This window comes from Mesorhizobium sp. B2-3-15 (assembly GCF_006442875.1).
GTDB classification, from domain to species: domain Bacteria; phylum Pseudomonadota; class Alphaproteobacteria; order Rhizobiales; family Rhizobiaceae; genus Mesorhizobium; species Mesorhizobium australicum.
This window is the reverse complement of record NZ_VFVO01000010.1, coordinates 244674-271047: the sequence shown is the minus strand read 5'-3', so window position 1 is coordinate 271047 and position 26374 is coordinate 244674. Positions and strand designations below refer to the sequence as shown.

The window sequence follows — 26374 nt, the reverse complement described above, 5'->3', positions numbered from 1 at the left end:
GTGGATCTCGGTGCGGGCGATGCGGTCCTTCTCGGCATCGGGCAGCACGGCACCGATCTTGACCAGTGCCTCGTCGGCGGCCCGCGCCATGGCGGCGCCGCCAAAGGCGCGCACCATGCGGGCGCCGGCCACCAGCGCCACGATCTCGTCACGCGTGAACATCAGCGGCGGAAGGTCGAAACCCTCCCTCATCATGTAGCCAACGCCAGCCTCGCCGTCGATCGGGACCCCAGTCGACTGCAGGTCGGCTATGTCGCGGTAAATGGTTCGCTCGGAAACCTCGAGCCATGTGCCGAGCTTCTGAGCGGTGACAAGGCGGCCACCACGCAGATGCTGCACGATCTGAAAGAGCCTGTCGGCGCGGCGCATCGTTTGCTTCCCCAGTGTTTTTCCCATGCATGCCGTGGCTCCCTGACCGGATCCACTTCCACATGACATGCATTACGGCTTCAGCCCTTCGCGCTTGCGCTGCGCGGCGACGAATTCCGCGCCGAAGGACAGTTTCCTCGTTGTCGGCGTCTTCGCATCGAGAACGCGCCAGAAGGGAGCGACGTCGCTGAGCGTCATGCCGCGCTCGAGATCCTCCTTGGCAGCCTCGGCGACCGTACGCGGATGATAGCCCATGGTGACCGGGCATGTCACTTCGGCGCCATGCTCGATGGCAAGGGCCGTGCGCAGCGCGCGAACGTCCATATCGACGCCTTCGGGGATGGAGCGGATGAAATCGTCGACCTGGCGCGCGGTCGGCACCAGCATGGGCTGGCCTTCGATAACGTCCCCTACCGTGCGCGGCGTTGGCTTCACACCGTTGATGCCAGGCGCGTTCAGCCTGTCGTTCCAGTTTTGCATCGATCGTCCTCGGCCGGCCATACGCATTATTCCACCATCGCACGCACCTCCTGACAGCATGCTGTCAGGAGGCTTCAGCATACTCCTTGGCGAACAGCGTCCGCATCTGCGCGAGTTCGCTGCCTTTTTCCGGGTAGAGCGTCTGCAGGAAGGCAAGGGCGAAAGTGCCGGGCGCCGAACCTGGCGCGGACACGATTTTGCCGTCGGCCACGGCATGTGGCACATCCTGATAATTGCCGTCGCCGGCATAGCCGGACTCGTGACGGCTAATCCAGTCACGGCCATTGCTGGTATGTCTGGCGTTCTCGAACATGCCGGCTCGGGCCAGCGCCAGCGTTCCCGCACAGATGCCACCAACGATACCGCCGCGCGATGCGACAGCCATCAGCAGTTCGGCAGCATCCGGCGGCGCCGTGTCCGCCCAGTGGTCGGAACCGATGACCGCCACGGCATCGAGATCGGTATTCTCATTGATGCTGGCCGAGCGGTCTGGCGTCAGCTTAAAACCGCTGATTCCGGTCACCGGCTTGCCGTCGGGCGTCAGCGACACAGCGCGAGCGCCGAACCATTCGACCGCCGAGGCCGCCAGCAGCCCATATTCCCAGTCGGCAAAACCTTCGATGAACAGAAAGCCGATTGTCTTCTGATCGGGCATGAGCTCGCTCCATCCCTCGCGCGCCGGACTTGATATCTGGGTGCTGACGCGTGAGCATCCAACCGCTGCGTTGAAAATTTCGTCTCAATTGCCGTGATGGCGACGCTCGGCATACATGTCCGGCCAGCCGATATCCTTGCGAATGTCTGCGGGTAGCGCGTTCATGAACCGCTGGGTCCGGATCTCGTTGCGCATCGTGCGGATCTTGCCGACATAATGCTGCATGCCGCGCAGAATGGTAAAACCGTTCATGACCAATCTCCTCTCTCTAACTGGAGACACTATCGCACACCCCTCCTGACAGCAGTCTGTCAGGAGGATGGCAGGTCGTGTGGCGACTGTTCCGTTCTTGTCGTGACGGGTCACGCGAGCGCGGATTGTTCACTAAGGCAGGGCTAATCGAGGCAGTATTGTTCATAGCTTGGCGACGGACTGTCGGGATAGGCGGCCTTCAGCGAAGTGACCGGAGTTCTGATATGAAAGGAGAAAATTCTTCCCCAAAAACAGGGAGACCACCATGAGCTTGCAACTGACAGGAATTCACCACCTGACCGCCATCACCGCCAATGCGCCCGGCAATCTTCACTTCTACACGAAGGTGCTGGGGCTGCGGCTGGTCAAGAAAACAGTGAACCAGGACGATACCTCGGCCTACCACCTCTTTTATGCCGACGGCGAGGCAACGCCGGGTACCGACCTCACCTTCTTCGACTGGCCGATCGGCCGCGAACGGCGCGGCACACACAGCATCGCGCGGACCAGCCTCAGGGTCGGCAGCCAGGAGAGCCTTGGCTGGTGGAAGCAGCACCTTGCCAGCGAGGGCATCGTGACAGGAGAGATTGCCGATATCGGCGGCTACAAGTCACTGGATTTCGAGGACCCCGAAGGCCAGCGCCTGCGGCTCGTCAGCGATGGCGGCAAGGGCGGCAGCCATCCCTGGGCGCAAAGCCCGGTGCCGGCCGAGCATCAGATCCGCGGACTGGGGCCGATCGTTATCAGTGTTCCCGACATCACCAACACCGAGGCGGTGCTGGCCGGGGTGATGAACATGCGCAAGGTCCGCGACTATGCCTCGCCTGATGGCGAGGGCCAGGTCCACGTCTTCGAAATGGGCGCGGGCGGGCCGGCGGCGGAGCTTCATGTGGCCGTGCAGCCCGGGCTGGCACCCGCGAGGCAAGGCGCCGGTGCGGTTCACCATGTCGCCTTCAGGGCGCCGGACGAGGAGACGCTGCATCAGTGGACGGCGCGCCTGGCCGAATTCCGGCTGCCGTCAAGCGGCGAGGTCGAGCGCTACTACTTCCGCTCGCTCTATTTCCGTGAGCCGAACGGCATCCTGTTCGAGATTGCCACCGACGGGCCAGGGTTCACCGCCGACGAGCCGCTGGAGACGCTGGGCGAAAGCCTTGCCCTGCCCCCGTTCCTGGAGGCAAAACGCGCATCGATCGAGGCTGGCCTCAAGCCGCTGAAGTAGATTGCTGCGCGGTCAAGGCGTGCGTCGCGTTCCAGTTCGGGTTCGCGGCGCCTTTTCTTTCCCGGAGACCGAACGAACCGCTTTGACAGGCGCAAGCGTTGCTGGTCAAAGGCAGCATGACGAAGCTCCTCGCCCTTGTCATCGTCGGGTTCATGGTCATCCAGCTCATCAAGCCGCTCGGCTGGCCGGGGCTCAGGCGCCGCGGCGATTTCTGGAAATTGGCATTGCTCGCCATGGCGGCGATCTCACTGGCGGCCGTGCTCGGGCACTTGACATAGGCCTGGGGACAGCTGCGGTCGCTCTTCAGTCGGCAAGCACTGGGCCGACGAGATGTTCCGCCCAGGCCCGGTACCCGGCCTCCGAGGCATGAAACCCGTCGGAAGCAAAACCGGCCTCGGGGTTGGTGATCGGCAGGCGCGGCGCCGGCACCGCGCCGCGCTCCAGGCAGAGCCGTTCGCCCATCCGGTTCATCGCGGTAGCGCGGATCTCTAGGATCTTGCCGAGCAGCGATGGCATGGCCGGCGCACGTGTGAACTCCAGCACCGGCGACCATACCACGCGCGCCCCCGGCCATTTGGCGCGCAGCGCGTAGAGGAGGCCGCCGAACTCCTTCTTGAAGCGCGGCACGGAATGAAAATTCTTGGTGTCGTTGGTGCCGATGGCGAGCACGATATGCGTCCACGGATCAGCCGACAGATTGGGCAGGACATGGTCGCGGATCTGACCAGATGTCGCCGAATTGAAGCCGGCGGCACGCCAGCGCACAGCGCCGCCGGTGCGCTGCGCAATCATGACGGCAAGCTGCGCGGCAAGCCCGTTTTCGGAATTGCCGATGCCGACCGAAGCGGCGGAGGAATCGCCCAGCACCAACAGCGAGATCGCCGGAGCCTCGCCCGAGATCTCGTGCATGACCGGTCCTTGCGCCGGCAGCATGCGCGAGGTGCGGCGGCGGACACCCAATCCCTGCCAGACATAGATCGGGAAGGCGAGCCAGGTGAGGAAGGTCGGAAAGCGTCGCATCGCTGGTCCATTGAACTGGTTTGCGACCAGCATTTAACGCATGTCGCGAGAGAGGTGAACGAGCATTTCCGGCGAAAACAGGATCGCCTCGAACGCTCTACCCCTTTACGCAATTCCGAAGGGGCTCTGAGCCATCGTGGCAATCGCGCTCCGCTTGCGGCTCGCCTGCATATTCGTCATGCAGCCGCACCCAATCCATCAGGTTGCGGTAGAGGCCGGTCTCATCGCGGCCCTTCGGCGTCAGGTCCAGATAGTGGTAGGCGCCGATCAGTTGTTCGCCGCCGCGGGCACGCGAAACGAAGGTCAGGAAAATGTCGCCGTTCTCGTCCCTGTAGAAAACGCTGGCGCCCGGAAGCTCCTTCGATGTCCGGGCTCGGGTCTCGAAATTGTATGTGGTGTCGCCAGCCGCGATCTGCCTGTCGGTGAAGGAAACCTGCATATCGAAGTTGAAATCAGACGCATAGGACGACACCCAGTCGAACTTCCAGCCCATGCGCTGCTTGTAGGCTACAAGCTCGTCCAGCGGCGCGCGCGAGATCACTACCAGCGATACGTCGTGGTGCATGAGGTGCTGGTTGGCACCGTCGATATGATCGGCAAGAAAGGAGCAGCCTTCGCAATGATTGACGCAGCCCGGCCCGAACATGAAATGGTAGACGATCAGCTGGCTGTTGGCGCCAAACAGATCGGCAAGTTTCTTCGGCCCCCGTTCGGTCTCGAAGACGTAGTCCTTGCGAATTTTCAACCAGGGCAGTTCGCGCCGCTCGGCCGCGACGCGCTCGCGAAGCCGCGTCAGTTCCTTCTCGCGGGCCAGATGTGCCTTATGAGCCTCGAACCATTCTTCGCGCGAAACGACCTTGTTGCGATGCATGAACTTCTCCCTGTCTGCACCCCAAGGACGTACGGGATGGGCTCGCCCCGACATCGCCGCTGTCAGGGATGCCCAGAGAAAATAAGAATTCGAATGCCTTGACCCAAGGCCGGTGCGCCAAAACAAAACCCGGGCATGTCGGCCCGGGTTCGAAGGGAGGGATAGCAGGGGCTTCAGGCAGCCTGTTCCAGGCTCGCCTTCCATTTCCCAAGTGCCGCCAGGTGGTTCATGTGGGCGCGGTGGGTGAAGGCGGCCTGGCCGGCGGCGATGTTCGAGGCCTTGCCGCTCCATGCCTTCTGCGGGGCGGCCTGCAGCGCGCGGCCATAGGAGAAGGTCAGCTTCCACGGATGCGGGCCGATGGCGTTGATGGCATTGAGGTTGGCGGTCGCCTCCTCGTCCTCCTGACCGCCGGAGAGGAAGGCAATGCCCGGCACCGCGGCCGGCACCGTCTCGCGGAACAGCTTTATCGTTTTCTCCGCGACTTGCTCAGGACTGTCCACCGTGCCCGACTTCTTGCCAGAAAGCACCATGTTGGGCTTCAGGATCGTGCCTTCGAGGACAACACCGGCAGCGTGGAGCTCGTCATAGAGTTTTATCAGCGTCGCCTTGGAGACCTCAAAACAAGTGTCGATGTCGTGAGCGCCGTCCATCAGCACTTCGGGCTCGACGATCGGCACTATGCCGGCCTCCTGGCAAAGTGCGGCATAGCGGGCAAGCGCATGGGTGTTCGAGTTGATCGAATTGACCGAAGGCACGCCCTTGCCGGTGTCGATGTCGATCACCGCGCGCCATTTGGCAAAACGGGCGCCGAGCTTGTAATAGTCGGCAAGCCGCTCGCGCAGGCCGTCGAGGCCTTCGGTGATGGTGTCGCCGGGAAAGCCGGCCAGCGGCTTGGCGCCGGCATCGACCTTGATGCCTGGAATGGCGCCCGCCGCCTTGATGATGTCGACCAGCGGCGTGCCGTCGGCGGCCTTCTGGCGAATGGTCTCGTCATAGAGGATAACGCCGGAAATGTATTTGGCCATCGCGTCCTTGGCGCGGAACATCATCTCGCGGTAGTCGCGGCGGCTGTCGGGGGTAGATTCGACGCCGATGACGTCGAAGCGCTTCTTGATCGTGCCGGAGCTTTCATCGGCGGCCAGCAGGCCCTTGCCGTTGGCCACAATCGCGGCGGCAATGTCTTCGAGACGTTCGCTCATCATGCTTCTCCTAACCGGTTGGTATCGGCCAGCAGGACACTACCGCCAAAGGAATGACGCCGGAAAGCTCGAATCGAGCGAAAGTGGCCGGCGCTGCCGCCAGCTCCCTTCGAGTTGATCGAATTGCCGGTGAGCCGTGTGCCCTCAGCGCTTCAGCACGTCCACGCCGGGCAATGGCTTGCCTTCCATCCATTCCAGGAAGGCGCCGCCGGCGGTCGAGACATAGGTGAAGTCGTCGGCGACACCGGCGTGGTTCAATGCAGCCACGGTATCGCCGCCGCCGGCGACCGAAACCAGCTTACCCGCCTTTGTGCGCGCCGCCGCATGCTTGGCCGCCGCCACCGTGGCGTGATCGAACGGCTCGATCTCGAAGGCGCCGAGCGGCCCGTTCCAGACCAGCGTCGCGGCGCGGTCGATCCACTCGCCGATCGTCGTCACGGTCTTGGCGCCGACATCGAGGATCATGCCATCGGCCGGCACGTCGGCGATGGCGATGGTCTCGCAGGCCGCACCCGCCCTGAATTCCTTGGCCACGACGCCGTCGACCGGCAGGATGATGGCGCAGCCGGCCTCCGCCGCTTCGATCATGATCTGCTTGGCGGTCGGAGCCAGGTCGTGCTCGCACAGCGACTTGCCGACGTCGGTGCCGCGCGCGGCGAGGAAGGTGTTGGCCATGCCGCCGCCGATGACGAGAGCATCGACCTTCTTCACCAGGTTCATCAACAGGTCGATCTTCGTCGAGACCTTGGCGCCGCCGACGATGGCAACGACCGGACGGACCGGGTTGCCCAGGCCCTTCTCCAGCGCCTCGAGTTCGGCCTGCATGGTGCGGCCGGCGAAGGAGGGCAAGAGGTGCGCCAGCCCTTCAGTCGACGAATGGGCGCGGTGGGCGGCGGAAAAGGCATCGTTGACGAAGATGTCGCCATTGGCGGCGAGCCGTTCGGTAAAAGCGGGATCGTTCTTCTCTTCGGCCTTGTAGAAGCGGGTGTTTTCCAGGAGCAGCACGTCGCCCTTGTCCATTGCGGCGACAGCGCTGCCTGCCGTGTCGCCGATGCAGTCGGAGGCGAATCCAACGGGACGGCCGAGCACCTCAGCCGTCGCCCTGGCGATCGGCTCCAGCGAGAATTCAGGCGAGGGACCATCCTTGGGCCGACCGAAATGGGCGAGCAGGATGACCTTGGCGCCCTTGCCGGACAATTCGGCGATGGTCGGCGCGATGCGTTCAATGCGGGTGGCGTCGGTGACCTTGCCCTCAGCGACGGGAACGTTGAGGTCGACGCGCACCAGCACGCGCTTGCCGCTGATGTTGCCGATATCGTCCAGTGTCTTGAAGACAGCCATGCCGGTTCCCTTTCGTCTGAAATCGCCGGGACCATACCTCGCATCAATGACGATGCAAGGCTTGGCTGGGGCCGGGTGCGAAATTTTGAGGCGGACGGGGACATAGTCCGTGAAGACCGCCCGGCCTATGTCAGGGGGCGAACGGTCGCCCGCGTCAGCTTTCGGCCGACGCTTTCTCGACCGGGGGCTCAGGGGTGTCATCCGCCTGTGTGGCCCCCCGCGCCTCAGCCGGCTTGCGCCAGCTGCGGATAAAGGCGGCGAGACGGTCGCCGATCTCGCCGGCGCTCAGGAAGACAGGTACGCGCGCCACCGGCGCGGTCGGCTCGAAGGACAGGCCGAGCCCGGTGATTTTGCCCTTGTCGTCGACGTCGCGCACAATCAGCTCGATCGGACCAAGCAGCACGCGGTCCGCATATTCGGCATGGCCGCCGAGCCGCGCCGTGACCAAGGCACCGACGGTCTGTTTCTGCTCGGCCTCGCTGAGACCGGGCGCATAGGCGGCTTCCAGTTCGGCGGCGGATCGCGCCGGATCGACGGCGAATGCGCCGAAGAAATCGGCATCTTCCGGATCGACGACGGCGCGGCTGGCGAACAGCTTGTCGAGCAGGGGGGGATAGCGATCGGGCACGAAGATGTAGACTTGATCGCCGGCGGCGAGCCGGCCCATGTCCTGGAAACGCATCGAGCGGCCGTCACGCAGCACCAGCGAGGGCCGCGCCCAGCGCGGGATGCGTTCGCCGCGCGCCACCGGACTGCCCGGCGCCACACGATAGGCAAGGAGTTCGTGATGCGCGGAGCCGGGCAGTTCCAGTTCGACCTTGTCCAGCGGTCCGAGCCGGGCCGGCACGATCAGGCCGAGGCGCCGCGCCAGCGGGCCGACGGTCCAGCCCTGTATGACCAGGGACACCAGAACGATGATGAAGGCGGCGTTGAAGATGGTGCGGCCGTTTTCCAGCCCGCCGAGCAGCGGTGTGATGGCGAGCAGGATGGACACGGCGCCGCGCAGGCCGACCCAGGAGACGAAGGCGACTTCGGGACGCGGCAGGCGGAACGGGACCAGGCAGAGCCAGACCGCGACAGGACGGGCGACGAACATCAGGAACAGGCCAAGCGCTATCGCAGGCACCATGATCGCCGGGAACTGCGAGGGCGTCGCGAACAGGCCGAGGATGAGGAACATGATGATCTGCGCCAGCCACGACATGCCGTCCTGGAAGCGCTTGAGGATGGTGACAGCGCGGATGTCGGAATTGCCGGCGATGAGCCCGGCGATATAGACCGCCAGGAAGCCGGAGCCGCCGATGGCACCGGCGGCGGCAAAGACCATCAAGGACAGGGTCAGCACGAAGATCGGCAGCAGGCCATGGTCGAGGTTGAGCCGGTCGACAAGGCGCACGATGGCGAGGCCGCCGAGCACGCCGACGATCGCGCCAAGCCCCATGTTGATGAGGAAGCCGAGGATGAGATTGGTGACCAGGACATTGGCTTCGGGGTTGGCGTGGGCGGCGATGATCTCGACCAGCGTGATGGTCAGGAAGATGGCGATCGGATCATTGGTGCCCGATTCCACCTCGAGCGTGGAGCGCACGCGCTCGCGCAAATTGATCTCGCCGGCGCGCAGCAGGAAGAACACCGCCGCCGCGTCGGTCGAGGCGACAGCTGCGCCGAGCAGGAAGGATTCCAGCCAGCTGAGGTCGAGCAGGTAGTAGGCGGCGGCGCCGAACAGGCCAGTGGTGAGAAGGACGCCGAAGGTCGCCAGCGACAGGGCTGGTCCTGCCGCCTGCCGCAGGGCGTTGAGTGGCGTGCCGAAACCGGAATCGAACAGGATGACGGCGAGCGCCAGTGAGCCGGCAAAATAAGCGATGCGGGCATTGTCGAACTGGATGCCGAGCCCGTCGGTCCCGGTGGCGAGCCCGATGCACAGAAACAGGAGCAGGAGCGGGGCGCCGAAGCGAAAGGCGATCAGGCTCGAAAACGCCGCGGCGACAACAAGCGCCGTGCCGACCAGCGTAACGAGATAGATCGCATGCTCCATCCGTGATTTGCCCCTCGAATTCCTCTGCCTCCTGGCTTCACGGCAGAGTGGGGCGAAGGCGTGACCAGTGCAAGGCGGGAGGGTGGTTTTTTGCCCGGCGCCGCCGATTTTCGCGTTGCTGCTCCGGCAAATGAAAACGCCCGGAAGAGGCCGGGCGTTTCGAGTGTCGGGAAGATCGATCTTCGATCAGGCGATGGTCTTGCCGAAAGCGACCGCGGTGTCGCCCATGCGGTTGGAAAAGCCCCATTCATTGTCGTACCAGGACAGCACCGAAACGAAGTTGCCGTCCATCACCTTGGTCTGGTCGAGCGCCATGATCGAGGAACGCGGATCGTGGTTGAAGTCGATCGACACGTTCGGGTGATGGGTGACGCCGAGGATGCCCTTCAGCTTGCCGTTGGAGGCGGCGATGACCGCCTCGTTGATTTCCTGCACCGTCGTCGAGCGCTTGGCGATGAACTTGAAGTCGACGACCGAAACGTTCGGCGTCGGCACGCGGATCGAGATGCCGTCGAGCTTGCCCTTGAGGTCGGGCAGGACGAGGCCGATCGCCTTGGCGGCACCGGTCGAGGTCGGGATCTGCGACAGGGCGGCGGCGCGGGCGCGGTAGAGATCCTTGTGCATGGTGTCCAGCGTCGGCTGGTCGCCCGTGTAGGAATGGATCGTCGTCATCATGCCCTTTTCGATGCCGACCGTCTCATGCAGGACGGCCGCCAGCGGCGCTAGGCAGTTGGTGGTGCAGGACGCATTCGAGATGACGATGTGGTCCTTGGTCAGCTTGTCGTGGTTGATGCCGTAGACGACGGTCAAGTCAGCGCCGTCGGCGGGCGCCGAGACCAGCACGCGCTTGGCGCCGGCGGTCAGGTGCGCGGCGGCCTTGTCGCGGGCGGTGAAGATGCCGGTGCATTCGAGCGCGATGTCGATGCCGAGTTCCTTCCACGGCAGCTGCGTCGGATCCTTGATCGCGGTGACCTTGAACTTCTCCTTGCCGACGCTGATCTGGTCGCCGTCGACCGACACTTCATGCGGAAAGCGGCCGTGCACGCTGTCAAAGCGCAGCAGGTGGGCGTTGGTCTCGACCGGACCGAGATCGTTGACGGCGACGACATCGATATCCTTGCGGCCGGACTCATGGATGGCGCGCAGGATGTTGCGGCCGATGCGGCCAAATCCGTTGATGGCAACTCTGACAGTCATTTTTCTCTCCCGGGGAGCTGGAGGGCAGACGATTGATCCGCAGCTTCATAGCGGCGGACGGGCAAAGAATCCAGCCGCAGCGGGCTGGATTTAAATCGATTAGGTTGGGCCAGCCTGGCAAAACCGCTTTTCACGCGATCTCGCCGGGTATTTTGTTTCGTGCATGTCGTTATCTCAAGACCGCGACACACTTTTGGGCGACATGCCGGGGCCTCACCTGCCGTGCAGGCGGGCTTCCGCCGCCTTGGCGGCCGCCTCGGCGGTGATGCCGAAATGCGGATAAAGCTGTTCGATCGTACCGCTCGCACCGAAGCCGGTCATGCCGATGAAGATGCCGTCCGAGCCAATGAGATGATCCCAGCCCTGGCGGATGCCGGCCTCGATCGCCATCTTGATCGGTGCGTCGCCGATCGTCTTCTTGCGATAGGCGTCGGTCTGCTTGTCGAACAGTTCGAAGCAAGGCACCGAAACGACACGGGTCGGATGGCCATGTTTTTCCAGAAGGTCGCGTGCGCCAAGCGCGATCTCGACCTCGGAACCGGTGGCGAAGATCGTCACGGCGGCCTCGCCGCTGGCGGCGGCGAGCTCATAGGCCCCTTGGCTGCTCAGGTTCTTTTCGGTGAACTCGGTGCGCACCGTCGGCAGGTTCTGGCGGGTCAGCGCCAGGGTCGACGGCGTCTTTTCGGATTCGAGCGCGATCTGCCAGCATTCGGCGGTTTCCACCGCGTCGGCCGGACGGAACACATTGTGGTTGGGAATGGCGCGCAGGGCCGCCATGTGCTCGACCGGCTGGTGGGTCGGCCCGTCTTCGCCCAGACCGATGGAATCATGGGTCATGACGAAGATCGAGCGGATGCCCATCAGCGAGGCAAGCCGCATCGAGGGGCGGGCGTAGTCGGAGAAGCACAGGAAGGTGCCGCCATAGGCGATAAGGCCGCCATGCAGCGTCAGGCCGTTGATCGCGGCAGCCATGCCGTGTTCGCGGATGCCGTAATGGACATAGCGCTGGCCGTAATCGTCCGGCGTGATGTTCTTGGTCTGGCTGGTCTTGGTGTTGTTGGAGCCGGTCAGGTCGGCCGAGCCGCCGATGGTTTCCGGCACCGCGCCATTGATGACTTCCAGCGCCATTTCCGACGATTTGCGGGTCGCGACCTTCGGCTTGTCGGCTGAAAGCTTCTTCTTGTAGTCGGCGATGACGGCGTCGAAATTCGCCGGCAGCTTGCCACTGGTGCGGCGCTCGAACTCGGCCTTCAGCTTCGGATCGGCCTTGGCCAGACGGCCTTCCCAATCCGTGCGCGCCTTGACGCCGGCCTTGCCGGCGGTGCGCCAGGCATCGAGAATGTCAGCCGGGATCTCGAAGGGCGGCGAGTCCCAGTTGAAGAACTTGCGCGCGCCAGCGATCTCGTCTGGGCCGAGCGGCGAGCCGTGCGCCTTGTTGGTGCCGGCCTTGGTCGGAGCACCGAAGCCGATGGTCGTCTTGCAGGCGATCATCGTCGGCTTGTCGGAATGGCGGGCGGCCTCGATGGCATAGGCGATCGCTTCCGGATCGGTGCCGTCGATGTGGCTGGCGTTCCAGCCGGAGGCCTGGAAGCGTGCGACCTGGTCGGTGTTGTCGGCGAGCGACACCGGACCGTCGATCGAGATGTTGTTGTTGTCCCAGAAGACAATCAGCTTGTTGAGCTTGAGGTGACCGGCAAGGGCGATGGCTTCCTGGGAAACACCTTCCATCAGGCAGCCGTCGCCGGCCAGCACATAGGTGTAGTGGTCGACAAGGTCGTTGCCGAACGCGGCGTTCATGATGCGCTCGCCGAGCGCGAAGCCGACCGAATTGGCGAGGCCCTGGCCCAGCGGGCCGGTCGTGGTCTCGATGCCGGTGGCGTGGCCATATTCGGGGTGGCCGGCGGTTTTCGAGCCCAACTGGCGGAAGTGCTTGATCTGGTCGACGGTCATGTCTTCGTAGCCGGTCAGGTGCAGCAACGAATAGAGCAGCATCGAACCATGGCCCGCCGACAGGATGAAGCGGTCACGGTCGGCCCAATGCGGGGCCTTGGGATCGTATTTCAGGAAGCGGGTGAACAGCACCGTGGCAATGTCGGCGCAGCCCATGGGCAGGCCGGGATGGCCGGAATTCGCCTTCTCGACGGCATCCATGGAGAGAAAACGGATCGCATTGGCCATCCGGTCATGTTGTTCACGCGACGTCATGGTACCTCCAGGGTGGGGGTTTGGGGGCTTGGGAGAGCCCTTGAAAAGGGTGCGCGACACATAGCAGGCGCGGGCTTTTAGTCAACAAATCGGGTGCAGATTTGCCGGTCTTGTGATGTCGGCGGTGGACCTACTTTAGCGTTAGCGGGGGACAGTCGCGAGAGCTTTATTGACGTTGCCTTCACCCGGTGCCTAATGTTTCCGGGATAACCCGTTCTGAACGCGAACGATTCGGTGATGGGCAGGGCACAGGACGAAGCCATGACCGGGGAAACCACGCTCAAGGAAGTGATCGCCAGGCTGAGCAAGGCCATCGAAGGGCTGGAAAACGCCGTCGCGGCCAAGCTCGAGCATGAACGCGACTATTCGGAAGCCGAGGCCGAAGTACAGCGGATGAATGCCGACCGCTCGCGGTTGGCGCAGGAACTCGACAATTCCGAAGCGCGCGCCGAACGGCTGGAAGACGCCAACAAGGAAGTGTCGCGACGGCTGGTGACCGCGATGGAAACCATCCGCGCCGTGTTGGACAGATAGGAGCTGGCCCGATGGCACAGGTCACGGTTTCAATCGACGGCAAGCAGTACCGCATGGCCTGCGACGAGGGCCAGGAAGAGCATCTGATTGATCTCGCCGAGCGTTTCGACCGCTATGTCTCGCACCTGAAGGATTCCTTCGGCGAGATCGGCGACCAGCGGCTGACCGTCATGGCCGGCATCATGGTGATGGACGAGCTTTCCGAGCTGCAGAAGCGCGTCAAGGGCATGGAAAGCGAAGTGCTGACCTTGCGCAAGACGCGCGACGAGGCGCTGACCAAGGCCGACAAGAGCGACAGCGTGCTGACCAGCGCGCTCGGCGCCCTGGCGCAGCGTATGGAAGATTTGTCGGCGACGCTGGCAATCAACAAGGCCTGAGGCGTCTTCGCTGATCCCTGCCGCTTGTCTCATGCCCGATACCACGACGTATTTTTGGCCTGATCCCGCGTGTGGGGAAAAATTTTTGCCCATCGAGTGAATGGCCGTCATCTCCAGCGTTTAATCAGTCGCGCTGCGGTGCTACGATCAGGTGCCGGGCGCCGGGCGGCGAAGATCCGGCCACATTCACAAGGGGTAGGGATAGGTCATGAGTCTTCGTATCAACGATATCGCGCCGGACTTCACCGCCGAGACCACGCAGGGAGCCATCAAATTCCATGACTGGATCGGCGACGGCTGGGCGATCCTGTTCAGCCATCCGAAGAATTTCACGCCGGTCTGCACGACCGAGCTTGGCACGATGGCCGGGCTCGAGGGTGAGTTCAAGAAGCGCAACGTCAAGATCATCGGCATTTCGGTCGACCCTGTCGAAAGCCATGGCAAATGGCAGGACGACATCAAGACTGCGACCGGCCATTCGGTGCATTATCCGCTGATCGGCGACAAGGACCTCAAGGTCGCCAAGCTTTATGACATGCTGCCAGGCGGCGCCGGCGAAACTTCGGAAGGCCGCACACCCGCCGACAACGCCACCGTGCGCTCGGTCTACGTCATCGGGCCGGACAAGAAGATCAAGCTGGTGCTTACCTACCCGATGACCACGGGGCGCAACTTCGACGAGATCCTGCGGGCGGTCGATTCCATGCAGCTCACCGCCAAGCATCAAGTGGCGACGCCGGCGAACTGGAAACAAGGTGAGGACGTCATCATCACCGCCGCCGTTTCCAACGAGGATGCGATCAAGCGCTTCGGCGCCTACGAGACCATCCTGCCCTATCTCAGGAAGACCAAGCAGCCCTCCGCCTGAGCCAGCACGCCGGAATGGTTTCCGGCGTTTTCCGCTCCTGCGAACCAAGTCATGCTTGACTGGTTCGTCGGGGCGGACAACCATGCTCACGGTGGGTTCCGGCGGAGAAAATCGTTCCTGCCGGCTAGGTCTGGGGAAGCCGGACGTGCAGATAACTTTGGCGAAGCCGCTGGTCAGCGGCTTTTATGACAAGCCGACCGGGGCCATCCAGTATGTCGTCGCTGACCTGGCGACGAAGCGATGCGCCATTATCGATCCAATCCTCGACTTCGATGAAAAATCCGGCGCGACGAGTACGATGAGCGCGGATAGCTTGCTCGATTTCATTGGGGAAAACGGGCTGGAGCTCGAGTGGATCCTCGATACCCATCCCCACGCCGACCATTTCTCGGCGGCGCATTACCTGAAACAGAGGACCGGCGCGCCGATGGCCATCGGCGACAGGGTCGTCGACGTCCAGGCACTGTGGAAGGTGATCTATAACTGGCCGGACCTTCCGGCTGACGGCTCACAATGGGACAGGCTGTTCGCCGAGGGCGAGACCTTCCGGATCGGAACCCTTCCGGTCAAGGTGCTGTTCTCGCCTGGACATACATTGGCATCGATCACCTATGTGATCGGTGACGCCGGCTTCATCCACGACACCCTGTTCATGCCCGACAGCGGCACGGCAAGAACGGATTTTCCCGGTGGAAGCGCCGCGCGGTTGTGGCGCTCGATCCAGGGCATCCTGGCCTTGCCGGAGGAAACCCGGCTGTTCGTCGGCCATGATTACCAGGCCGGCGGGCGCGAACCGATGTGGGAAAGCACGGTCGCGGCGCAGAAGGCGACCAACATCCATCTTGTCGCCGCGCGTACAGAGGCCGAGTTCGTCGCGCTACGCGAGGCGCGCGATCGCACATTGCCGATGCCGCGGCTGATCCTGCATGCGCTGCAGGTCAACATCAATGGGGGGCGGCTGCCGGAGCCGGAAGCCAATGGCCGGCGCTACCTCAAATTTCCGCTGGATTCGCTTTGAGGCAACCGTCGTCCCGGCTGCGGCGTACAAAAAAGGCGGCGCCAGTTTCCTGACGCCGCCCTGCTACTTCCTGCGCGAAGCCGGCTTTAAGCCGCCGGCTGTGCCTCGATGGTGCGCAGCGCCTGCATCTGGCGCTTGGCGGCGGCCTTGACCGCATCCTGCACCTTCTCGAAGGCGCGCACCTCGATCTGCCGCACGCGCTCGCGGCTGATGTCGAACTCGGCCGACAGTTCCTCGAGCGTCAGCGGCTCCTCGGCGAGGCGGCGCGCCTCGAAGATGCGCCGCTCGCGATCGTTGAGCACGGCCAGAGCGCCCGACAGCATGCCGCGCCGGTTTTCCAGCTCGTCCTGCTCGATCAGCATCTCTTCCTGGCTTTCGTGGTCGTCGACCAGCCAGTCCTGCCATTCGCCGGACTCGCCTTCCGTCGCCCGGATCGGCGCGTTGAGTGACGCGTCGCCGGACAGACGGCGGTTCATCGACACCACTTCGGCCTCGGAAACGTTCAGCCGCGTGGCGATCTCGGCGATCTGGTCGGGCTTGAGGTCGCCATCGTCCAGCGCCTGGATCTTGCCCTTCACCTTGCGGAGATTGAAGAACAGACGCTTCTGGTTGGCGGTCGTGCCCATCTTGACCAGGCTCCACGAGCGCAGGATGTATTCCTGGATCGAGGCCTTGATCCACCACATGGCGTAGGTGGCGAGACGGAAACCGCGCTCGGGTTCGAATTTCTTGACGGCCTGCATGAGGCCGACATTGCCTTCCGAGATCACTTCGCCGATCGGCAGGCCATAGCCGCGATAGCCCATGGCGATCTTGGCGACGAGCCTCAAATGGCTGGTGACGAGCTTGTGCGCGGCCGTGGTGTCTTCATGCTCGGCGTAACGCTTGGCGAGCATGTACTCTTCCTGCGGCTGAAGCATGGGAAAGCGGCGGATTTCTTCCAGATAGCGGCTGAGGCCGCCTTCACCGGAAACGATACTGGGTAATGACTGGGCCATGATAGCGCCCCCTCTCTATTGGAGTGATGCCCCCGAAACGCGGCAGGCATGTGACGCGAACACCAAAAGGCTCGCTCGCGACAACAGATCTTATACAGGAACAAAACCAGAAAAGACAGGCATTTGTTCAACACGAAACAGTGTGTCACGCTGAAGTGAACAATGCCACTCAGGTTTTTTGATGGCAGGTTCAGAGCTTGCGAAAGCCGCCGACGAGTTCCTCCATGTCCCCCGGTAACGGCGCCTCGAACCTCATCGTTAGATGGGTAGTCGGGTGCCGAAATGCAAGGAGCCATGCATGCAAAGCTTGCCGGGAAAATGCCTCGACCTGGCGTTTCAGCGGTTCGGGCAGCCGATTGGCCTTGGTGCGGAAGGCTAGCCCGTAGTCCGGGTCGCCAATCACGGGATGGCCGATATGGGCCATGTGGACGCGGATCTGGTGGGTGCGACCGGTTTCCAGCCGGCATTCGACGAGGCTAGCGGCAGCGAATTCCCGCTGGCCCTCGCCGAAACGCTCCTGCACGGCAAAACGGGTGACCGCGTGGCGTGCGTCGTCGCGGCCTTCCGGCACCACGGCGCGGCGAACCCGGTCGGAGGCGCGGCCAAGCGGTGCATCGATCGTTCCGGTCGGCCTCTGCGGTATGCCCCAGACCAGCGCCAGGTAGGCGCGCTCGAGATCGCCGGTCAGGCCGTGGTCGGCGAACGCCTCCGACAGAGCCTTGTGGGCACGGTCGGTCTTGGCGACCACCATGACGCCGCTGGTCTCCTTGTCGAGGCGATGGACGATGCCCGGGCGGCGCACCCCGCCAATGCCTGACAGGCTGTCGCCGCAATGATGAATCAGCGCATTGACCAGCGTGCCGGTCCAGTTGCCGGCGCCGGGGTGCACGACGAGCCCCGCCGGCTTGTTGATGACGATCAACTCGTCGTCTTCGTAGAGCACGTCGAGCGCAATGTTCTCGCCCTGCGGCTGCGCCGGCTCCGGTTCCGGCATGGCTACGGACACATTTTCGCCCGCGCGCATCTTGCGCTTGGTTTCGGCGACCGGCTTGCCGTCGATGACGACGGCGCCTTGCCTGATCAGCATCTGCACGCGACTGCGTGACATGTCCGGGCCAAGGGCTGCCGCCAGCCACTGATCGAGCCGTTGGCCGGCCGCATCCGCGCCGGCGACCAGCAAGGTGGGCGCGGCCTCTATCAACAGGTCCTCTATCAATTCGGGGGCCTCTTCGCTATGAGCGCTCATCGAAAAACCATTCCGGAATGTTTGCCATGGCCCGGCCCGATGCCGATGAAGAGCAGGAAAAGCCGCTCGCCCCCGAAGTCGACAAGCTGCGCGGCAAGCTCATCCGCTTCATGGCCATCAATCTCGGCCTGCTCTTTCTGGCTCTTATGGTGGTGATCGCGGCGATTGTCTACAAATCACGCAAAGCAACGCCGGTGAACCCGCCGCTGGCCGGCGACGTCCAGGTGCCCGCCGGCGAACCGCTCAGCGGGGACATCGTGCTGCCGGTTGGCGCCAGGGTGGTCGGTCAGTCACTGTCGGGCAGCCGCCTTTCGATCGACGCCGAGCTTGCCGACGGCAGCCGTGCGATCTTCGTCTACGATATCGCCGAGCGCCGCCTGATTGGCCGTTTTGCGATCCGCAACAAATAGGCAGGCGCCAATGCGGCAAACACATTTGCCACGGACATGACCGGCTTCGCCGAACATCGTCGTGTCGCGACAGTGGCGCTGGTCGTCGCCAGCTATGACGAGGCGATCGCCTGGTATGTCGAGCGGCTGGGTTTTACGCTGACGGAGGATATCGATCTCGGCGGCGGCAAGCGGTGGGTCACGGTCGCGCCGTCAGACGGGCAGGGCGCCAGGCTGCTGCTGGCCGAGGCGTCCGACGAGACGCAGAGGAAAAGCATCGGCAACCAGACCGGCGGCCGGGTTTTTCTCTTCCTCGAAACCGACGATTTTGCCGGCGACCATGCAGCGATGCTGGACAAGGGCGTCGAATTCCGCGAGGCGCCGCGTCACGAAGCCTATGGCACGGTGGCGGTTTTCGCCGATCTGCATGGCAATCTGTGGGACCTGATCCAGCCGAAACGGTAACGCGGGGGCGGCTTTTCATTCGATGCGGCAAAGCCGCCGAACCCCAGTTGCTTTTTCCCGGCCGTCAGCCTATATCGCCCCTTCTTGAGCGCGCCCATCGTCTAGCGGTCAGGACACCGCCCTCTCACGGCGGGAACAGGGGTTCGATTCCCCTTGGGCGTACCAGGCAACGGTCCTGTCGTTGACCTCCAGACAATCCTGCAGTTTCGGACCCGTCCCGCATGGGCTCTGCATACATCGAAAGAGCACGCAAAGCCTGCGAGAGCCCGGGCTTCCCATACCCCGAATCCACCCAATTTAAGTCAAGCCGCGACGCTTGAAAGCACTGCGATCCCTGATACTTGCGGTGCGGGAATAGCTTTCGCGGCAACGCGGGTTTCGGGTCGGGTAGAGTTTGGAATGGCCTCTGTTGGGACGACATGCACGCACTGCCATGGCGGTGGAAAGGTTTTCGACTGCTCGAGATGGCGTACCTCAAAAGGGTATTGCTGCCCGCACGGGACACATCAAAGCGGTTGCCCGGGAAAGACCATGATATGCGCGCAGTGTGCCGGGCTTGGAACGATACCAGAAACCGAGTTCAGGGCCGTCGCGTAGGCCGTCATATCGCGACAATCATGGAGTTCGCGGCCATCTATTCCTAGCCTTGCGGGTGGGGACGGCAGGCAGGTTAAGGTTTGGTTTACCAATGGCCTGTCTACTGGGGACAATTCGCTTTCAGCCTGCGACCACGGATGTACTGGCGCAGTTGTCGAGGCGGAAAGGAAAGGTCGGCTCCGTGCCGGCCTTTTTGCTTTTTCGGGCTACATGGCTCGCATCGGCCAGGCGCCAGGGCGGCTTCGCAGTCGGCTTTCTTCGAACAACTTTTTGGCAAGGGATATTGTCATTGCCCATGTCGGCTCTACCATCGATCACAGCAGTCCGGCGGGTTGCCGGACCGTCGTGACGATGAGGGCTTGCGATGAAACGTGCTGCAAAACTGGCGATTGCGGGTGTGATGTCGGCAGGTGTCGTATGCGCATCTGCCGCAACGCTCAACACCATGGACGATGTCGGGACCGCGATCCAGTCCTGCTGGACACCGCCTGCCGGTGCCGGAGATTCGACTGTAACCCTGAGTTTCAGTTTCAAGCGCGACGGTACTCTGATAGGGCCGCCGCGACCAACCGCCGCCAACGTGGCTGGCGACGACAAGGCACGTAAGGCGTTCATCGATGCGGCAATAGCGGCGGTGAAGAATTGCACGCCGCTGAGTTTATCGCCGGAGCTGTCGCAAGGGATTGCCGGCAACGTGTTCACGCAGCAATTCGTTTCGCCCAAGCAATAGCGGTAACGCCCAAAGAACGCCTGCCATGGAGCGGGCATCGGCACGGGTGGTTCGTCGAACCGGAGAACCGGGTCGGGTGTCGTTTTCCCCCGATCGCCGCAGATCAATGGCTCAGGCGCCGTGCTTCGGCATGCCGTGCCAGATCCGGGGTCTCGAAGACGTAGTCGCTCCAGGCCGACTCCGGAATCTGCCCGGCCAGATAGCACTCCAGCAACAGGTTTTGCTCGGGGTTGAGCGGCCGTGGGGCACGCCCGTGATCCAGCCCGAGGGAGTGAAAAAGGCTTCTTGTCAGCTCCGATACGGTGAAATGCATCGACATCCCGCGTTCTCCTTTGCGCCTCAACGCAGCAGCACGGGCAAAGGTTTCAGCGCCGGACACCGGTAACGCCTGATTGATCGCAGGCTCGACGCATCGGCCCGCCGACGGCCGCAACCAGCTCGAGTCGATCGAGGCCGGCCACCGGACCGTGCGTGTGGTCGGCCCCGCCTTTTTCCCGGCTGAATGACCCACGAGTGTTTCGCCGGAACGGCCGTCTTCGGAACAGGGGCTCGCTTCCCGGCGTTTTGGTCGATATCAGGCAGGGAGAAGCGCCATGGCCACGTTCAGGGAAATGCGGGTACTGGAGATCGTCGAAGACGGCTCCCTGACTACCGACCAGAAGATCGCCGAATTGCGCAAGATCGAGTCCGAGGCGCGCGGGCTGCAACGGGCGGCGTCGGAGAGCCCGATGGGCGACGATGACGGCTGGCAGGACGATCTGCGCCAGGTTCGGCTTGCGCTCGACAAGCTCGGCGCCAAGGAACCGAGGAAGGGCGCGGCAACGCTATAGAACCGAACTGTTCCAAAGCACGTCGCGTCAAAGCGGATTCAGGCGCCGCGCTTTAGATCTTTGTTTTATTAGTCGCAGACCATGCGAACTCTTTGGCCGGGAGCGCTTACGTTCCTGCATGCCAATTGTTTTTCTGGCCCCGATGACGGAGGAGAGGGCGGTGACGCCCTGGTCTGAGACCGTCTGTGAGGCGCAGGTTTAACGACTCTGCGCTCGTAAAACCGCCCGGGAGGCTGGGGTGGCCCCGGAAAGGCGCCGTTGTCGACCTGCGGCTGGTAGTCGACATTGGGCGGCGGCCGGTCCCAGATCCGCCTGGCGTCGAGCGGCCGCGGAATAACCACCGTGCCGTCATAGCTGCGAGAGCAGCCGCCGCCGAAAAGCAGCGCCACGCCCAGCAAGAAAGGCCCTATCCGTCCGTACATTAGCAACACCCCTGCGCATGCTTATAGCGCGGCCTTGCTCCGCGCCACAACCGGACGGAATAACGCAGCAGGAACAGGCCGGTTGCGCCGTTAAGGTTAGCGGATCGTTAATGCTTCTGCGGCACATTCCGCCGACGGACCGCGGAGGGAGGGTTCGGCCTTGATTTTCGGGGTGGGGACAGCATGGCGGAATCGGACGAAGCAATCGGCGTGCGCGGCAAGCGCAAGCCCGGCAAGGCAGCCGCGCATGGCGGCGATGGGCCATCCGGCGCCGACATGGATTGCGCCGACGCGCTGCGCCAACTCGTCGAAGCGGGCTCGGACTGGATTTGGGAAACCGACGCGGAATTGCGCTTTTCCTGGCTTTCCCAAGATTACCAGGCGGCGACCGGTATCGATCCGGCAATGGTGCTTGGCCGGTTCCGCTTCGATTTTCTCAACCAGGTCCTGAAGGGCAACCGCGGTGCGGCGGCGCATCTGGAGGATTTGCAGGCGCACCGGCCGTTCCGCGACTTCGTCTACGAACTGAAGGGAGGCCGCCCCGACTGCCGCTGGGTGCTAACGTCAGGCTTCCCGCGTTTCGACAGCGAAGGAAAATTCGTCGGCTATCGCGGCCTGGGCCGCAACGTCACCGCGCTGGCCAGCGCCTTCGAGGCCATGCAGCCGGCGGCTGGCGGCGATGCCGTCCAGCATCTCGCCGATCTCGAGCGGACGATGGATGCCATGCATATGGGCGTCGTGCTTCTGGACGCCAGGCTCGATACGCTCATCGTCAACAAGGCCTACCGCGATCTCTCCAGGATTCCGGACGGGGCCGTGACGGTAGGCGCGCCGTTCAGCCTGCTGATGGAACTCAATCGCCGCAACGGCATCTATGGCGACATCGACGAAGAGCAATGGCAGCGCTACCTCGCCACGCGCATCGAAGAGATCAAGGCCGGCACCGTCGCACCTCGGGAGTTTGCCCACACCGACGGGCGCACCATGATGTTCTCCGTCACGGCTCTGTCGGGAGGCAAACGCCTGCTGACCTACTATGAGGTCACTGAGGTCAAGCGGCGGGACGCCGAAATCGAGAATGCCAACGCCAAGATAGCCGAGACTTTCGCCAATCTCCGCACCATGGTCGATCAGATGCCGATCGGTGTTCTTGTCCTCGATGCCGACATGCGTGCCGAGGTCATCAACCGCGCCTTTTACGATTTCTGGCAGATCGACGCCCGGCGCGCCGAGACCGGCTGCAGCTTCCGCGATCTGATGGAAGCCAGCCGCGACATCGACCCGTATGGTTCGGACGACGCGACATGGCACCGGCATGTCGCCGAACGCGAGGCTGAAATCAGAGCCGGCACAGCTGGAGCGAGGCAGTTCCCGCGCAATGACGGCAGGACGCTGATCTCGTCGATGGCGCCGCTGGCCGGCGGCAAGCGGTTCATTTCCTATGTCGATGTCACCGACATGAAGGATCGCGAGGCCGAACTTGCCGAAGCGCTGGAAAAGGCGCGGCTGGCGGAAGCAGTAATCAACGGGGTCAAGGATCCGATCTTCGTCAAGGACGACAATCTGCGCTTCGTCTTCGTCAACGAGGCCTTCGCGGCGCTGTTCAAGCAGGCGCCGCAAGCCATGCTTGGCAGGCCGGGAAGCGATTTCCTCGGGCCGGACGAGGTCGCGCTGTTCGAAAGCAGCGAACGCGAGGTGCTGGCCGGCGGACAGCAATACGAAGTGGAAGAAAGCTTCGAGGCCGGCGGCGGCACCCGTTCGCGTATCGTCAGGAAGAACCGCGTCCGCATGGCAAGCGGCCGCGACTATGTCGCCGGCTTTCTGTTCGACATCTCCGACATGAAGCGGCGCGAGACCGAAGCCGAAGATGCGCGCAAGCATCTCGCCAGCGTGCTGGAATCGCTGCCGGCGGGGGTCATCATCTACGACCGCGACGACAAGTTCGTCTTCGCCAACCACAGGCTGCAGGATACGTTGCCGGCGCTGAAGCCTTTGTGGCAGCCCGGCCGCACCTTCCGCGAAGCGCTGGAGTTCGGCCATTCGGTGGGTTATTTCCGTTCGAGTGGCGATCCTGGGATCGACAGCCTGTACGAAGGCGATTCCGAACGCTGGCTTGACGGCATCCTGGCGCGTTACCGTCTGCCGAATTCCTCCTATGAGCGCCTCAATGCGGATGGCCGCTGGTACCAGGTCTACGATATGCGCACAGGCGACGGCACGTTCATCGGGGTGCGCGTCGACATCACCGACCTCAAGAGCCGCGAGGCGGCGCTTCATGACTCGATGCGCCAGATCGATCTCTTCCGCCATGTCATGGACGAGTTGCCGGTAGCCGCCTTCATCAAGGCGCAGGACCTGAGCATCGAATTCGTCAACAAGGCCTGGTGCGCGCTGACCGGTCTCGCCAAGGACGACGTCATCGGCCGGACCGACCGTCAGCTGTTCAACGGCGAGGAAGCGGAGGGCTTCAGCCAGGACGACACCGATGTCGTGACGAACGGCAATGTGCGCGAGGTCGAGGAGCCCGTCACTCATCGTGACGGAACGGTGCGGCAGTTGATGACGCGCAAGAGCCGCCTGGTGGCCACGGACGGATCGGTGCATCTGGTCGGATCCAGCACCGACATCACCGATGTCAAGGCGCGCGAGCAAGCTCTGGAAGAGAGCATGCGCGAGAACGAGGTGTTCCGCAGCCTGATCGACAACGTGCCGGTGTCGATCTACGCCAAGCGCTCTGACCTCAGGCAATTCTATGTCAACAAGGGCTGGTGCGATCTCACCGGCTTCAGCAAGCAGGAGGCGACCGGCAAGACCGACGTCGAGATCTTCGGGCCGGATGGCGAGGCCTTTGTGGCCAGCGATCTCGCCGTGCTGCGTACCGGCGAGACCCAGGAGATCGAGGAGACGGTGCGCCTTCCAGACGGCAGCGTCAGGCATCAGTTCGCCCGCAAGGGCGCAATGATCGCCTCCGACGGTTCGCTCTACCTGATCGGTTCGACCACCGATATCACGGAACTCAAGCAGCGCGAGGCGGAGCTCAGCGAGGCGCGCCGGCGCGCCGTGCTCGCCGACCGCGCCAAGTCGGAGTTCCTCGCCAATATGAGCCACGAGATCCGCACGCCGATGAACGGCGTACTGGGCATGGCTGAACTCCTGGCCAAATCCAATCTCGATCCCAAGCAGAAGACATTCACCGACATCATCGTCAAATCGGGCAACGCGCTCTTGACCATCATCAACGACATCCTGGATTTCTCCAAGATCGATGCCGGCCAGCTGGTGCTCGACCCGGCGCCCTTCAATCTCGCCGAGGCGATCGAGGACGTGGCGACGCTGGTATCGACACGGGCCAAGGAAAAGGATCTCGAGCTCATCGTGCGCATCGAGCCACGGCTCGAAAGCCTGTTCATCGGCGATGTCGGCCGCATCCGGCAAATCGTCACCAACCTGCTCGGCAATGCGGTGAAGTTCACCGATGAAGGCCACGTGCTGGTCGACGTGACCGGCGAACGGGTTCCGACGGGAACCAGGCTGACGATCTCGGTCACCGACACCGGCATAGGCATCCCCGAGGAAAAACTGAAACTGGTGTTCGAGAAATTCAGCCAGGTCGATACGTCCTCGACAAGGCGCCACGAGGGCACCGGGCTTGGCCTTGCCATCACCTCGCGGCTGGTCGACCTGATGGGCGGCGACATTGGCGTCGAGAGCGCCGAAGGCAAGGGGTCGACCTTCTGGTTCACCGTAACGTTGCCAGGGGCCGGGCAGCAGAGCGGGCAGCGCATCACGCCGGTGGACGTGACGGGCGCACGCGTGCTGATCGTCGATGACAACGCCGTCAACCGCGCCATCCTGACCGAGCAGATGACCTCGTGGACGTTCGATTCCTGCGCGGCCGAAAGCGGCGCCGAAGGTCTCAAGGTGCTGATCGCCGCGGCAGCTTATGGCGTGGCGGTCGACTGCGTCGTGCTCGACTACCAGATGCCTGAAATGAGCGGCGCCGAAATGGCGCGTATCGTGCGCAACACCGAGGGCCTCGCGGACACGCCGATCATCATGCTGACATCGGTCGACCAGTCGCTTGCCAACACCAGCTACCGCGATCTTGGCATCGACGCCCAGCTGATCAAGCCGGCGCGCTCCTCGGTGCTCCTGGAAACACTGGTCGCGACCATCCAGCGCCATCGCCACGCCACCAGCGGCCACGCCGTTCAACCGCTCGCGGGCGAGGCGTCCGAGGCTTCCCGGCCGCCGCCCCTTGCGCCATCCGAGCAGCGCGCGCAATTGCAGCTGCCACAGGTTCGCCCCAGGTTGCCTGCGACGGCCGGCGGGCACAGGCTGGATATACTGGTGGCCGAGGACAATGAGGTGAACCAGATGGTGTTCACGCAAATCCTCGGCGAGACCGGCTATGGTTTCGAGATCGTCGGCAATGGCCGCAAGGCGCTCGACGCCTTCGGCACGCTCAATCCGTGCATGATCCTGATGGATGTCTCGATGCCGGAGATGAGCGGTCTCGAAGCGACGGCCGCGATCCGCCTGCTGGAGCAGGAGACCGGCACGCATGTGCCGATCGTCGGCGTCACCGCGCATGCGCTCAAGGGCGACCGCGAGCGCTGCCTGGAGGCAGGCATGGACGACTATCTGCCCAAGCCGATCAGCCCCAGGGCCCTGCTCGAGAAGGTCGAGCGCTGGGTCGGCGCCGGCCGTCAGGTCCACCGCAACGCGGGATAGAGCCCGCGTCGCCTGGATTGCGGGTCCGGCGAGGCAATCAAGGAATCAGCAGGAGATTCGCTGCTACCGCTGCGTGCAATGACTATGGTGCGATCGCGCCATATCAAAGCCGGTGTCCAGCCGGAACAATAGCGAAATCGAATTCCGCTCTTCTCAGTTACGGGCGGGAGCAGCGACCGCCTGCAAGAAACAGTGTCACTCTACCCCAACGGACCTGTTTTTGGCGATGGCCCGGCCATGACACGCTCTGGCTGCGAGCAACGCGCTCCCGTCCGGATTTTCTTCATTTGGGAAAGCCTGGTCGAGTCCGGGGTGATCTCAGC

General features: G+C 63.3%; 25 protein-coding genes and 1 tRNA gene. 12 read left to right on the top strand and 14 right to left on the bottom strand.

Annotated features, from left to right (window positions below):
• The 4 genes from FJ954_RS21550 to FJ954_RS21535 form a co-directional block, all read right to left on the bottom strand.
• A partial coding sequence (locus tag FJ954_RS21550) for an HTH domain-containing protein (protein WP_140509693.1) occupies positions 1-369 on the bottom strand: 369 nt, incomplete at its 3' end.
• 72 nt (positions 370-441) lie between these two features.
• Complete coding sequence (locus FJ954_RS21545; RefSeq protein ID WP_140663011.1) at positions 442-849, bottom strand: hypothetical protein; 408 nt, start codon at positions 847-849, stop codon at positions 442-444.
• A 64-nt stretch (positions 850-913) separates the two neighbouring features.
• Positions 914-1504, bottom strand: a complete 591-nt coding sequence (locus FJ954_RS21540) for a DJ-1/PfpI family protein (RefSeq protein WP_140663009.1) — start codon at positions 1502-1504, stop codon at positions 914-916.
• Between the two features lie 84 nt (positions 1505-1588).
• Positions 1589-1756 carry a hypothetical protein gene (locus tag FJ954_RS21535; protein WP_015315361.1) on the bottom strand — a complete coding sequence of 56 codons (168 nt, stop codon included), beginning with the start codon at positions 1754-1756 and terminating at the stop codon, positions 1589-1591.
• A gap of 265 nt (positions 1757-2021) precedes the next feature.
• Between FJ954_RS21535 and FJ954_RS21530 the strand changes: the two genes are divergently transcribed.
• Together FJ954_RS21530 and FJ954_RS21525 are read left to right on the top strand one after the other, a co-directional pair.
• Positions 2022-2975 (top strand): ring-cleaving dioxygenase, encoded by a 954-nt coding sequence (locus FJ954_RS21530; RefSeq protein ID WP_140663007.1) that lies wholly within the window; start codon positions 2022-2024, stop codon positions 2973-2975.
• Positions 2976-3091: 116 nt separating this feature from the next.
• Positions 3092-3253: a hypothetical protein gene (locus tag FJ954_RS21525; RefSeq protein ID WP_015315363.1), complete on the top strand. Its 162-nt coding sequence runs from the start codon at positions 3092-3094 to the stop codon at positions 3251-3253.
• Between the two features lie 25 nt (positions 3254-3278).
• On the opposite strand, the gene FJ954_RS21520 is transcribed toward FJ954_RS21525, so the two are convergent.
• From FJ954_RS21520 to tkt, 7 genes are all read right to left on the bottom strand, one after another.
• Positions 3279-3995, bottom strand: a complete 717-nt coding sequence (locus tag FJ954_RS21520) for an SGNH/GDSL hydrolase family protein (RefSeq protein ID WP_140663005.1) — start codon at positions 3993-3995, stop codon at positions 3279-3281.
• 97 nt (positions 3996-4092) lie between these two features.
• Positions 4093-4866, bottom strand: a complete 774-nt coding sequence (locus FJ954_RS21515; protein ID WP_140663003.1) for a thioredoxin family protein — start codon at positions 4864-4866, stop codon at positions 4093-4095.
• 173 nt (positions 4867-5039) lie between these two features.
• Positions 5040-6065, bottom strand: coding sequence for a class I fructose-bisphosphate aldolase (locus tag FJ954_RS21510; RefSeq protein ID WP_140663001.1), 1026 nt, complete (start codon positions 6063-6065; stop codon positions 5040-5042).
• A gap of 144 nt (positions 6066-6209) precedes the next feature.
• Positions 6210-7406 carry a phosphoglycerate kinase gene (locus FJ954_RS21505; RefSeq protein WP_140662999.1) on the bottom strand — a complete coding sequence of 399 codons (1197 nt, stop codon included), beginning with the start codon at positions 7404-7406 and terminating at the stop codon, positions 6210-6212.
• 154 nt (positions 7407-7560) lie between these two features.
• On the bottom strand, positions 7561-9441 hold the full coding sequence (locus FJ954_RS21500) for a potassium/proton antiporter (protein ID WP_140662997.1): 1881 nt from the start codon (positions 9439-9441) through the stop codon (positions 7561-7563).
• Positions 9442-9627: 186 nt separating this feature from the next.
• Positions 9628-10638: a type I glyceraldehyde-3-phosphate dehydrogenase gene (gene gap / locus FJ954_RS21495; protein WP_015315369.1), complete on the bottom strand. Its 1011-nt coding sequence runs from the start codon at positions 10636-10638 to the stop codon at positions 9628-9630.
• Between the two features lie 213 nt (positions 10639-10851).
• On the bottom strand, positions 10852-12843 hold the full coding sequence (gene tkt, locus FJ954_RS21490; RefSeq protein ID WP_140662995.1) for a transketolase: 1992 nt from the start codon (positions 12841-12843) through the stop codon (positions 10852-10854).
• Positions 12844-13104: 261 nt separating this feature from the next.
• On the opposite strand from tkt, the gene FJ954_RS21485 reads away from it, so the two are divergent.
• The 4 genes from FJ954_RS21485 to FJ954_RS21470 all read left to right on the top strand — a co-directional run bounded on the left by FJ954_RS21485 (position 13105) and on the right by FJ954_RS21470 (position 15640).
• Complete coding sequence (locus tag FJ954_RS21485) at positions 13105-13377, top strand: DUF4164 domain-containing protein (protein WP_015315371.1); 273 nt, start codon at positions 13105-13107, stop codon at positions 13375-13377.
• 11 nt (positions 13378-13388) lie between these two features.
• Positions 13389-13754, top strand: coding sequence for a cell division protein ZapA (locus FJ954_RS21480; protein WP_015315372.1), 366 nt, complete (start codon positions 13389-13391; stop codon positions 13752-13754).
• A 208-nt stretch (positions 13755-13962) separates the two neighbouring features.
• The gene (locus FJ954_RS21475) at positions 13963-14622 is read left to right on the top strand and encodes a peroxiredoxin (protein WP_015315373.1); all 660 of its coding nucleotides are present in this window, start codon (positions 13963-13965) and stop codon (positions 14620-14622) included.
• 145 nt (positions 14623-14767) lie between these two features.
• Positions 14768-15640, top strand: coding sequence for an MBL fold metallo-hydrolase (locus FJ954_RS21470; RefSeq protein ID WP_140616705.1), 873 nt, complete (start codon positions 14768-14770; stop codon positions 15638-15640).
• Between the two features lie 86 nt (positions 15641-15726).
• Here FJ954_RS21470 and rpoH read toward each other — a convergent pair whose 3' ends face one another.
• Positions 15727-16638 carry an RNA polymerase sigma factor RpoH gene (gene rpoH / locus FJ954_RS21465; RefSeq protein ID WP_015315375.1) on the bottom strand — a complete coding sequence of 304 codons (912 nt, stop codon included), beginning with the start codon at positions 16636-16638 and terminating at the stop codon, positions 15727-15729.
• Between the two features lie 190 nt (positions 16639-16828).
• Positions 16829-17884, bottom strand: a complete 1056-nt coding sequence (locus FJ954_RS21460) for an RluA family pseudouridine synthase (RefSeq protein WP_015315376.1) — start codon at positions 17882-17884, stop codon at positions 16829-16831.
• A gap of 26 nt (positions 17885-17910) precedes the next feature.
• Between FJ954_RS21460 and FJ954_RS21455 the strand changes: the two genes are divergently transcribed.
• The 4 genes from FJ954_RS21455 (at position 17911) to FJ954_RS21440 (ending at position 20065) form a co-directional block, all read left to right on the top strand.
• On the top strand, positions 17911-18294 hold the full coding sequence (locus FJ954_RS21455) for a fimbrial protein (protein WP_140662994.1): 384 nt from the start codon (positions 17911-17913) through the stop codon (positions 18292-18294).
• 36 nt (positions 18295-18330) lie between these two features.
• Positions 18331-18738, top strand: a complete 408-nt coding sequence (locus FJ954_RS21450) for a VOC family protein (protein ID WP_015315378.1) — start codon at positions 18331-18333, stop codon at positions 18736-18738.
• A 90-nt stretch (positions 18739-18828) separates the two neighbouring features.
• A tRNA-Glu gene (locus FJ954_RS21445) sits at positions 18829-18903 on the top strand.
• A 796-nt stretch (positions 18904-19699) separates the two neighbouring features.
• A complete protein-coding gene (locus FJ954_RS21440) occupies positions 19700-20065 on the top strand; it encodes a hypothetical protein (protein WP_140662992.1) in 366 nt (121 codons plus the stop codon).
• A 103-nt stretch (positions 20066-20168) separates the two neighbouring features.
• Here FJ954_RS21440 and FJ954_RS21435 read toward each other — a convergent pair whose 3' ends face one another.
• Entirely contained in the window at positions 20169-20384 is a 216-nt protein-coding gene (locus tag FJ954_RS21435) for a hypothetical protein (RefSeq protein ID WP_140616727.1), read from the bottom strand.
• A gap of 274 nt (positions 20385-20658) precedes the next feature.
• On the opposite strand from FJ954_RS21435, the gene FJ954_RS21430 reads away from it, so the two are divergent.
• Both FJ954_RS21430 and FJ954_RS21420 read left to right on the top strand, forming a co-directional pair.
• The gene (locus FJ954_RS21430) at positions 20659-20895 is read left to right on the top strand and encodes a hypothetical protein (protein WP_015315381.1); all 237 of its coding nucleotides are present in this window, start codon (positions 20659-20661) and stop codon (positions 20893-20895) included.
• Positions 20896-21500: 605 nt separating this feature from the next.
• Positions 21501-26051: a PAS domain-containing protein gene (locus tag FJ954_RS21420; protein ID WP_181177884.1), complete on the top strand. Its 4551-nt coding sequence runs from the start codon at positions 21501-21503 to the stop codon at positions 26049-26051.
• Positions 26052-26374: the final 323 nt, after the last annotated feature.

What these genes read in the sequence shown, in the direction of transcription:
- rpoH (WP_015315375.1), bottom strand. Translation starts at nt 16,638, where the DNA reads ATGGCCCAGTCATTACCCAGTATCGTTTCCGGTGAAGGCGGCCTCAGC.
- FJ954_RS21430 (WP_015315381.1), top strand. Translation starts at nt 20,659, where the DNA reads ATGGCCACGTTCAGGGAAATGCGGGTACTGGAGATCGTCGAAGACGGC.
- FJ954_RS21545 (WP_140663011.1), bottom strand. Translation starts at nt 849, where the DNA reads ATGCAAAACTGGAACGACAGGCTGAACGCGCCTGGCATCAACGGTGTG.
- FJ954_RS21485 (WP_015315371.1), top strand. Translation starts at nt 13,105, where the DNA reads ATGACCGGGGAAACCACGCTCAAGGAAGTGATCGCCAGGCTGAGCAAG.
- gap (WP_015315369.1), bottom strand. Translation starts at nt 10,638, where the DNA reads ATGACTGTCAGAGTTGCCATCAACGGATTTGGCCGCATCGGCCGCAAC.
- FJ954_RS21450 (WP_015315378.1), top strand. Translation starts at nt 18,331, where the DNA reads ATGACCGGCTTCGCCGAACATCGTCGTGTCGCGACAGTGGCGCTGGTC.
- FJ954_RS21435 (WP_140616727.1), bottom strand. Translation starts at nt 20,384, where the DNA reads ATGTCGATGCATTTCACCGTATCGGAGCTGACAAGAAGCCTTTTTCAC.
- FJ954_RS21535 (WP_015315361.1), bottom strand. Translation starts at nt 1,756, where the DNA reads ATGAACGGTTTTACCATTCTGCGCGGCATGCAGCATTATGTCGGCAAG.
- FJ954_RS21460 (WP_015315376.1), bottom strand. Translation starts at nt 17,884, where the DNA reads ATGAGCGCTCATAGCGAAGAGGCCCCCGAATTGATAGAGGACCTGTTG.
- FJ954_RS21455 (WP_140662994.1), top strand. Translation starts at nt 17,911, where the DNA reads ATGGCCCGGCCCGATGCCGATGAAGAGCAGGAAAAGCCGCTCGCCCCC.
- FJ954_RS21515 (WP_140663003.1), bottom strand. Translation starts at nt 4,866, where the DNA reads ATGCATCGCAACAAGGTCGTTTCGCGCGAAGAATGGTTCGAGGCTCAT.
- FJ954_RS21440 (WP_140662992.1), top strand. Translation starts at nt 19,700, where the DNA reads ATGAAACGTGCTGCAAAACTGGCGATTGCGGGTGTGATGTCGGCAGGT.
- FJ954_RS21420 (WP_181177884.1), top strand. Translation starts at nt 21,501, where the DNA reads ATGGCGGAATCGGACGAAGCAATCGGCGTGCGCGGCAAGCGCAAGCCC.
- FJ954_RS21480 (WP_015315372.1), top strand. Translation starts at nt 13,389, where the DNA reads ATGGCACAGGTCACGGTTTCAATCGACGGCAAGCAGTACCGCATGGCC.
- FJ954_RS21510 (WP_140663001.1), bottom strand. Translation starts at nt 6,065, where the DNA reads ATGAGCGAACGTCTCGAAGACATTGCCGCCGCGATTGTGGCCAACGGC.
- tkt (WP_140662995.1), bottom strand. Translation starts at nt 12,843, where the DNA reads ATGACGTCGCGTGAACAACATGACCGGATGGCCAATGCGATCCGTTTT.
- FJ954_RS21520 (WP_140663005.1), bottom strand. Translation starts at nt 3,995, where the DNA reads ATGCGACGCTTTCCGACCTTCCTCACCTGGCTCGCCTTCCCGATCTAT.
- FJ954_RS21505 (WP_140662999.1), bottom strand. Translation starts at nt 7,406, where the DNA reads ATGGCTGTCTTCAAGACACTGGACGATATCGGCAACATCAGCGGCAAG.
- FJ954_RS21475 (WP_015315373.1), top strand. Translation starts at nt 13,963, where the DNA reads ATGAGTCTTCGTATCAACGATATCGCGCCGGACTTCACCGCCGAGACC.
- FJ954_RS21525 (WP_015315363.1), top strand. Translation starts at nt 3,092, where the DNA reads ATGACGAAGCTCCTCGCCCTTGTCATCGTCGGGTTCATGGTCATCCAG.
- FJ954_RS21540 (WP_140663009.1), bottom strand. Translation starts at nt 1,504, where the DNA reads ATGCCCGATCAGAAGACAATCGGCTTTCTGTTCATCGAAGGTTTTGCC.
- FJ954_RS21530 (WP_140663007.1), top strand. Translation starts at nt 2,022, where the DNA reads ATGAGCTTGCAACTGACAGGAATTCACCACCTGACCGCCATCACCGCC.
- FJ954_RS21500 (WP_140662997.1), bottom strand. Translation starts at nt 9,441, where the DNA reads ATGGAGCATGCGATCTATCTCGTTACGCTGGTCGGCACGGCGCTTGTT.